The following is a 6709-nucleotide window of genomic DNA, read 5'->3' as shown; positions in this document are numbered from 1 at the left end:
GTCCAGCCGTCCGCAGCGATCGGCCTCGGCCCGAGCGTGCCGCCGCGCGCCGAACCTGGGCGGCAAGGCTCTTGGCCTTGCCGCCAGAGGCGTGACCTGAGTCCCGGTTCCTTCCCGGCCGAACCCGGAAATCCTCGTCGTCGCTGCTCACGATGAGGCCCTTGGGAGGGGCGTCCGACAGATTGTCCGCGCAAAACGGCGGATAGCGTGATGGAACGTCCGACGCCCGGCGCGGCCGTCGGACAGGTAAGCTATTCTTCTACAACCACAAAAGCGTCGATGCCCGACGCGCCTTTTATCTTGCGTTCTTAATTGGGCTCTTCCTGTTCGCCGTCTCTACCATCGTCGTTCTCCTACCATATTTGCGAAGCGCGCCACAGCCGCCCGCGCTGCTGGTCCCTGTCGGCATTCGAGGTCTGGTACGCGGTGCATTCTTCCGTGCTCATCGGCGGCTATTTCGGGCTGCTCGCAAGCAGCTTTCAGACCGGCGCGGCACATGTCGCTATCGGACTCACGGGGCATCATCACAGGCATTCCGGGCGTGGTCCGACCCGTCTGTTGAGCGGGTTGGCCACAGGCAAGATATCGTGCTTCCCGTCTTCCTCGTCTGTACCATTCCTCATCCGCTGACGCGGACCTCCTCAGCGCTATTTACCGTTGATCCGGCTGCGCAAACACGATTGATGGTTACGTCCGAGCATAGCTCAGACGCTTGGCTTTGGCGGCGATCCACACGGCGGTTTCGGCCTCGGTCGCCTGCGGATCTCCGATGTAGAACGTGCCGTCGCGCCACATCGCGTGCATCACCACCGCGAGCTTGCGCGCGACTGCGACGCGGGCCTTGGCGTGGCACTTGGTCTTCGCCAGCTTGAGGCCCCACGCCTTGATCGTGTCGCTTCCCTTGAAGCGCGTAAGCATCGCCGACGCCGCCTCATAGAGCGCTCGCCGGACATCCGGGTCGCCCGCCTTGCTGATGCGCCCCTTCACGTCGATCGACGTTCCGGACTGCCACCGTTTCGAGGTCAGGCCGAAGTAGGCGGCGACGTCACGCGATCGTTTGAAGCGGGTCGGATCGTCGATGGCGGCGCTAAAACTCAGCGCCGTGACCGGCCCCACGCCAGGGATCGCCATGAAGCGGCGACACAGATCGTCGGCCATGGCGAGCTGCACCACAAGCTTGTTCAAGACGAGGTATTCCGCCCACAAAGCGGCCCGCGCGCGCAACATGCAGTCCATCAGACCGACCGTCATCGCGTCCTCGACGACGGCCTCGCGCACCGCCTGCTCGAATCCGCCGCGCCCGACCTTGCCGAGCCGGATGCCGAACGCCTTCAACGAGTGGCGGATGGTGTTCTCAAGGTCGAGGAACTTGCGTTTCAGGTTGCGGCGTTGGACCAGCAACAGTCGTATCCGGTAGCAGGCTTCGGTCTTGATATGCGCCTGGCGGAACCACCCGGTGCGCATGATATGTGCCAGCCCGAGCGCGTCTTTCGCATCGGTCTTGTTGCGTTGCGCGCTCATCGCGGCACGGACGTGGCGGGTTTCGAGACACACCGCGGGAACGCCCACCGCCAACAGCTCGGGGTGCAACCAAGGCGACAAAGCGCCCGCTTCGTGGCCCGCCCTACGCAGTCGCTCTGCGTAAGGTTTGAGCGCGGTGGCGATCGCGGCCGGGTCGGTCGGGACCGACGTTTCCAGCATCGTTTCGCCACCATCGCTGACCACGCAGATCGCGGTCTCGTCGATCGACACATCCAGTCCGGCAAAATACTCCATCGCTTTTCTCCTGCGCTTGACCGCAGCGACCTCGTTCGCCGTTCGGTCTCCGCACACGATACTGCCGCTGGGCTCGCCTGCCCAATTACAGCGGCAATCCCTTCTGCTGCCTTTCTCCCGCGACTTGCCTCCTGCGACCTTCTGACCTGTCGCCCGTCATGCCCCGCCACGATGCCCTGCGACCGCTCATGGCGCGCGCCCGCCGGAAAGAGAGACGAAGAGCGGATGGACGAACGGCGTTGGTTGTGCGGAAACGGGATGCGGCAATGCGGGAGGCCTCCCAGTCGGCTGCACGCTGGCGGCAGCGGCGGTCACAGTCGAAGCTCCATCACTGCGCTCGATGAAGAGACCGGCGCTGCGCCAGGTGGTTGACGGCGCAAGCGGTGCCCCGCTCTCAGGCGCGATGCCCGGACTTGCCACCGTCGAGGCGATTCGATCGACATACGCGCGCGTTACGGCAGGCAATGCGCGAGCGCCCGACCGCCACTCGTTAACGCGGCCCGGACCGGCATTGTAAGCGGCAAGCGCGGTGGCGAGGTCGCCATAGCGATCGAGCATCTCGCGCAGATAGGCCGCACCGGCATTGATGTTGGCCCGGACATCATAAGGGTCTGATCCGAGCGCATAGCGCGCGGTCAGCGTCGCCCAGGTCGTCGGCATGATCTGCATGAGGCCCATCGCCCCGACCGGCGAAAGCGCACGCGGATCGCCGCGGCTTTCGGCCCGCATCACCGCCCAGATCCAGCCTTCGGGAAGGCCGAACCGGCGCGCAGCTTCGGCAACATGGGCTGCATAAGGATGCGCGGGCGCGATAGCTGGCGGTTCGTCACCCTGCGCGGCATCGACCGGAAACGAGGTGACGGTAATGGCGATCAATGTCGCCGCCAACATGAAGCGCACAGGGGCGCGAACGCATTGACGCGCATCGGATCAGTCCTCCTGGGCACGGCGCTTCTGCCGCGACCAGAGCAGGAGATGCGCGTCCTTTTGGGTCCGGGACGGCAGGAGATTGGCGCGCAACGGGCGATCGAACGTCGGACAATCGACCTGCACGGTAATGAAGCTGCCGCCGCCTTCGCGCTCATGCGTCCAGCCCGAGCCGATTTCCGAACCGAGGGTATTGTCGTCGAGATGCACCCGCCAATCGGGCGCTTTCTCCGCGCCGGAATTGGCGATAGGCACGATGCGCAATGGCACGTCGAGCGTCAGCGTCTGGAGCCGGCCGACATAGGCGTCACCAACGAATTGAAAGCTGCCGATCTGCATAGGACACATCCTTGCTTGGGGTGGGAGAACCAGTCGGCGCGGTCAGGCCGCGCCAGCGAAGCGGCGCGTCTGGTGCATCGCGCGTAAGCATGGGGGGTCGCGCGGCCGAGCAGACCGTTGACGGGCAGCGGTCCGAAATAGCGCCCGTCCATGCTGTCGGGCGCGTGTTGAGGAGGAACAGCTCGCGCGGCCCGAGCACATGGCAGCCGCGCCAGACCGGTAACGGTCGGCCATGGCTGTCGTTGGTCCGGGCGATCGCCACCATGCGGTCGTCGACCGTCACACGCGCGCCGTGCCGGCAGATGCGGGCACCGGGATCGGCGGCGAGATGCTTCAGAAGCGGCACGCCCAAGGGCAGATAGCGCCGCTCGGCCATGAAGCGCGCGAGGTTCGGCGGCGGCATCACGGCGACCATGTCGCCAAGCCCCGGCCGGTCGACCGCAGTGAGCCTGTAGAGGCCAATAGGTGCGCTGGCGGTCGCGTTCCACAAGAGGCGGGGATGCGGCGCAAGCAGCGCGACGGCGACGAACAGGCCGGCGAATAGCTCAGCGAGCAGTGCCGTCACGATGACATAACCGAGCCGGCTCATCCTTCGATCGCCTTGCGCTTGAGCCAGGCGGCGTGACGCTCGGCGGTATAGAGCCGTGGCGGCTCGCCTGCACTCAGCCGGTTGTGAACATGGCGCCAATGGTCGGGCGCGGCATCGCACGGATCGACACCGGCGGCGTCCACCGCATCGATCGCGGCGAGCACGGCGCGGACCTTGGCCCAGCCCTGGATCGACAGATAAAGTTCGCCGCCGGGGCGCACGAACGGCGCGGTCGTATAGGCTTCGTGCGCGCCGACCGCGCGCAGGATGTCGATGCGGGAATGGATCGTGCCAAAGTCGTTGGATGCCCAGCGAATGAGCGCGAAGATGGCGTTCGGCCGGAAAGAGACGATGCGCGTCTTGCGGCTGACGATGCGCTCGCCAGCGATCCGGCCGAAGCGTATCCAGTGTTCGAGCCGCTTCTCGATCCAGATGAGTTCGACCTCGGTCATGGCGCCACGCAGCGGCGGGACGGCGTTCGCGCTGACGCGCTCCCCGGGATACGGACGGTTCATGACACTGCTCCGGGAAGAGGATCGGGCGCGGGCGATGCGCTGGTGAAGGGAAGCGTGGCGGCGATGCGCGCTTCGGCGAGTGCCGCCATCGCGGCATCGATCTCGCAGCCGACATAGCGGCGGCCGGTCGCGCGCGCGGCTTCGCCGACGGCGCCGATCCGGCGAACCAGTCGCCGACCAGCCCCTTCGGCGGGCAGCTCGCGCGCAGGAGTATCTCGATCAGTCCGACCGGCTTTTCGGTCGGGTGGATCGCGCGGCCGTGGCAGTTGCGCGCATAGATGACGGACCGCATCAGGCGCGGACCACCATCTTCGCTGACATAGTGGCCGCGCTCGATATGCCCGGTATGCGGCGGGCGTACCTTGCGCCGGACGGTGCGCGCGGTCGCATCACTGGTGGTCTGGACGACGTTGTAGATGCCTGACCAGGGTGCGTCCGAACGATAGAATTGAACGGCAAGCTCGTGGACGCGCTTGAAGCGATCGGCGTGGAACGCGCTGCCGTTCTGCTTCTCCCAGACGATCTCCTGCGCATAGCGCAGGCCCGCCAAGCGAATTTCATCCGCCGCGCCCAGGAAGCTGCGCAGCGATCCAAACACCCAGATCGAACCGGATTGGGTGAGCGCATTGCACGCCAGGCTGAGCCAGCCTTCGACACGGCGGTCCCAACCCAGCGACGTGTCGCCATAGGGCGGATCGCCGAAAATCATGTCGAACGGGCCGTGATCCGGCATGACGGTGCGGCAGTCGCCGACAAGTATCGTCATTCCGCACCGCCAAGCCGCATGGCGGCATCCCGGCGGCGTGGCCGTAGCCAATGGCGGGCGGCGCCATTATCCACGGCGGCGCGGCGCGTTAGCAGGAATCCGAAGGATTCTTCTCTATTAGCACCGTTAGAGGGGCGCCAATTTCGCGCGGATTTCTGCGGGTTTCCGGCCCGCGCCGGTTCCCGATAGGACGACTCCGCAGTTCCCGATAGGACGAGTCGGCGGGTTCCTGATAGGACGACCATCATCGCTGCTTATCCATAGCGCGGGAGCTTGAGACGGCGCATCGCTGCGTCCATCGGATCGATCGGAAGCGGCGCGAAGCTAAGCCGCTCGCGGCCGAAACTATGTTCGATCGCGAGCGTGTAGCCGGGCAGCGGCTGCCGGCGCACGATCGCGCGCAGCTCGAAAGCGAAGCGCTTCAACGGTGAGAGCGCGCCCGACTTGAGATGGAGATGCTTGACATCGAAGCTCCAGCCGCCGGACTGGCGTCCGCCATGCTTGCGAACAACACGGTACAACCAGCGTTCGAGGCCGCCGGTCAGGTCGAAATAGGCACGGTCGATCGTCAGCACGAGGGCGCGATCGAGGACGCCGGCGTAGAACCAGTCGGGCAGAATCAACTCGATGCCGAGCGGACGGCCGCTCGCGTCGAGGCGCTCCTGCCACTCGTTGATCCATGAGAAGCGGTGACGCCGACGCTGGTGCTGCTGCCGGATCGAGGTCGCAACGGTGGTCGACTGGAGACGGTCAAGCGCCGCCTTCAGGCGATCATAATTGTCGCGCCCGGTGCCACGGCCGACATAACTCAGGATTTCATGCGGTGTCGTCGCCATCAGCCGCGAAGTCGGATGCCCGGCATCGCGGGCCTCCACGATCTGGCTGGTTGCCCAGATCAGCACATCGGCATCCCAGATCGTCGCCATGCCATGTTCGGGCACCGCTTCGACCGAGATACACGTCTCTCCCATGCGAAAATCGATAGGGGTGACGCGCTTCGACTTGGCGAGGCTGAAGAACGGCCATGTCATCAGGTCCTGCGCATCGCGCGGCGCGAGATCGCCCGGCACCGACCGGAACAGGTCGAGCTGGGCGCGTTCGCCGATCCCAAGGGATGCGTTGCGCGGCACCGTCATCAGCCCTCCGCCGGACGGCGCCGGGCGGGATGGACGGTGCCGGCACCGGTATCGGATGTCGAGCGGCGCGTGCCGAGCGCGGCCCAGCTCTCAAGATCGTCGATCGCATAGACCACCCGCCCGCCAAGCCGACGATAGACCGGGCCGGTGCCATAGCAGCGATGCTTTTCGAGGGTACGCGGGCTGAGACCGAGATGGGTCGCAGCATCGGGTGTCTTGAGATAGCGCGGGCGCTGCGCGGATGCGTCTGGCTGCATGATCGTCCTCCTTGGATGCGCCGGCCGGCATGGGCCGGTGCGGAACCACGGGGCGGACATTGGAGAAGAAGGGCCGGCGCCCCGGAGCGGCTATTTCACGCCGCTGACTTTTGTCGCCCCCCGACGACACCGCGGAGCAGCGCGCGATAGCCACCGTGCATGAGGGCAAGCGCCTCGTTGATCAGGCGCTGGGTGCGGCGGCGTTCGGTCGAGGATTTCCATTCCATGCCGCGCCCGATCGTCATGCCGGGATAGATCAGGCGCCTTGCGATCTCGTGCGACGTCGGTCTGGGCGCGGATGGGGGAGTCAGGAGCATATCGAGTATGTCGAGCAGGAGGTCGAGGCGTCGCCGCTGAAATGCCGTCGGCCGGAACGCGCCGTTGCGGCGCGAGGGGCGCGCGTC

8 protein-coding genes and 1 pseudogene are annotated in these 6709 nt (G+C 66.0%); all 9 read right to left on the bottom strand.

The window, feature by feature from the left end; translation table 11 throughout:
• Positions 1-687: 687 nt before the first annotated feature.
• Positions 688-1776, bottom strand: coding sequence for an IS110 family transposase (locus NW75_RS18285; RefSeq protein WP_033966655.1), 1089 nt, complete (start codon positions 1774-1776; stop codon positions 688-690).
• A gap of 186 nt (positions 1777-1962) precedes the next feature.
• Entirely contained in the window at positions 1963-2667 is a 705-nt protein-coding gene (locus tag NW75_RS18280; RefSeq protein WP_081988823.1) for a lytic transglycosylase domain-containing protein, read from the bottom strand.
• Between the two features lie 39 nt (positions 2668-2706).
• Complete coding sequence (locus NW75_RS18275) at positions 2707-3042, bottom strand: DUF736 domain-containing protein (RefSeq protein WP_033966653.1); 336 nt, start codon at positions 3040-3042, stop codon at positions 2707-2709.
• Positions 3011-3631 carry a S26 family signal peptidase gene (locus tag NW75_RS18270; protein WP_331386189.1) on the bottom strand — a complete coding sequence of 207 codons (621 nt, stop codon included), beginning with the start codon at positions 3629-3631 and terminating at the stop codon, positions 3011-3013. The genes NW75_RS18275 and NW75_RS18270 overlap by 32 nt, the downstream gene beginning before the upstream one ends.
• The gene (locus NW75_RS18265) at positions 3628-4146 is read right to left on the bottom strand and encodes a DUF2840 domain-containing protein (protein ID WP_033966648.1); all 519 of its coding nucleotides are present in this window, start codon (positions 4144-4146) and stop codon (positions 3628-3630) included. Before NW75_RS18265 ends, NW75_RS18270 begins: the two co-directional genes overlap by 4 nt.
• Before the next feature lie 214 nt (positions 4147-4360).
• Positions 4361-4855, bottom strand: a pseudogene (locus tag NW75_RS28415) (site-specific DNA-methyltransferase); the annotation flags it as partial.
• A 311-nt stretch (positions 4856-5166) separates the two neighbouring features.
• A complete protein-coding gene (locus tag NW75_RS18255; RefSeq protein WP_033966646.1) occupies positions 5167-6048 on the bottom strand; it encodes a replication initiator protein A in 882 nt (293 codons plus the stop codon).
• Positions 6048-6305: a helix-turn-helix transcriptional regulator gene (locus NW75_RS18250; RefSeq protein ID WP_033966645.1), complete on the bottom strand. Its 258-nt coding sequence runs from the start codon at positions 6303-6305 to the stop codon at positions 6048-6050. Before NW75_RS18250 ends, NW75_RS18255 begins: the two co-directional genes overlap by 1 nt.
• Positions 6306-6400: 95 nt before the next feature.
• Positions 6401-6709 (bottom strand): DNA -binding domain-containing protein (locus NW75_RS18245; protein WP_033966644.1); only part of this gene is annotated, 309 nt, incomplete at its 5' end.

The sequence above is a fragment of the Sphingomonas sp. Ant H11 genome (assembly GCF_000797515.1).
Taxonomy (GTDB): Bacteria; Pseudomonadota; Alphaproteobacteria; order Sphingomonadales; family Sphingomonadaceae; genus Sphingomonas.
This window is presented reverse-complemented; position numbering and strand designations above follow the sequence as displayed.

Excerpts from the sequence above, each read along its gene's own strand:
- NW75_RS18275 (WP_033966653.1), bottom strand. The coding sequence starts at position 3,042 with ATGCAGATCGGCAGCTTTCAATTCGTTGGTGACGCCTATGTCGGCCGG.
- NW75_RS18280 (WP_081988823.1), bottom strand. The coding sequence starts at position 2,667 with ATGTTGGCGGCGACATTGATCGCCATTACCGTCACCTCGTTTCCGGTC.
- NW75_RS18270 (WP_331386189.1), bottom strand. The coding sequence starts at position 3,631 with ATGAGCCGGCTCGGTTATGTCATCGTGACGGCACTGCTCGCTGAGCTA.
- NW75_RS18250 (WP_033966645.1), bottom strand. The coding sequence starts at position 6,305 with ATGCAGCCAGACGCATCCGCGCAGCGCCCGCGCTATCTCAAGACACCC.
- NW75_RS18255 (WP_033966646.1), bottom strand. The coding sequence starts at position 6,048 with ATGACGGTGCCGCGCAACGCATCCCTTGGGATCGGCGAACGCGCCCAG.
- NW75_RS18265 (WP_033966648.1), bottom strand. The coding sequence starts at position 4,146 with ATGAACCGTCCGTATCCCGGGGAGCGCGTCAGCGCGAACGCCGTCCCG.
- NW75_RS18285 (WP_033966655.1), bottom strand. The coding sequence starts at position 1,776 with ATGGAGTATTTTGCCGGACTGGATGTGTCGATCGACGAGACCGCGATC.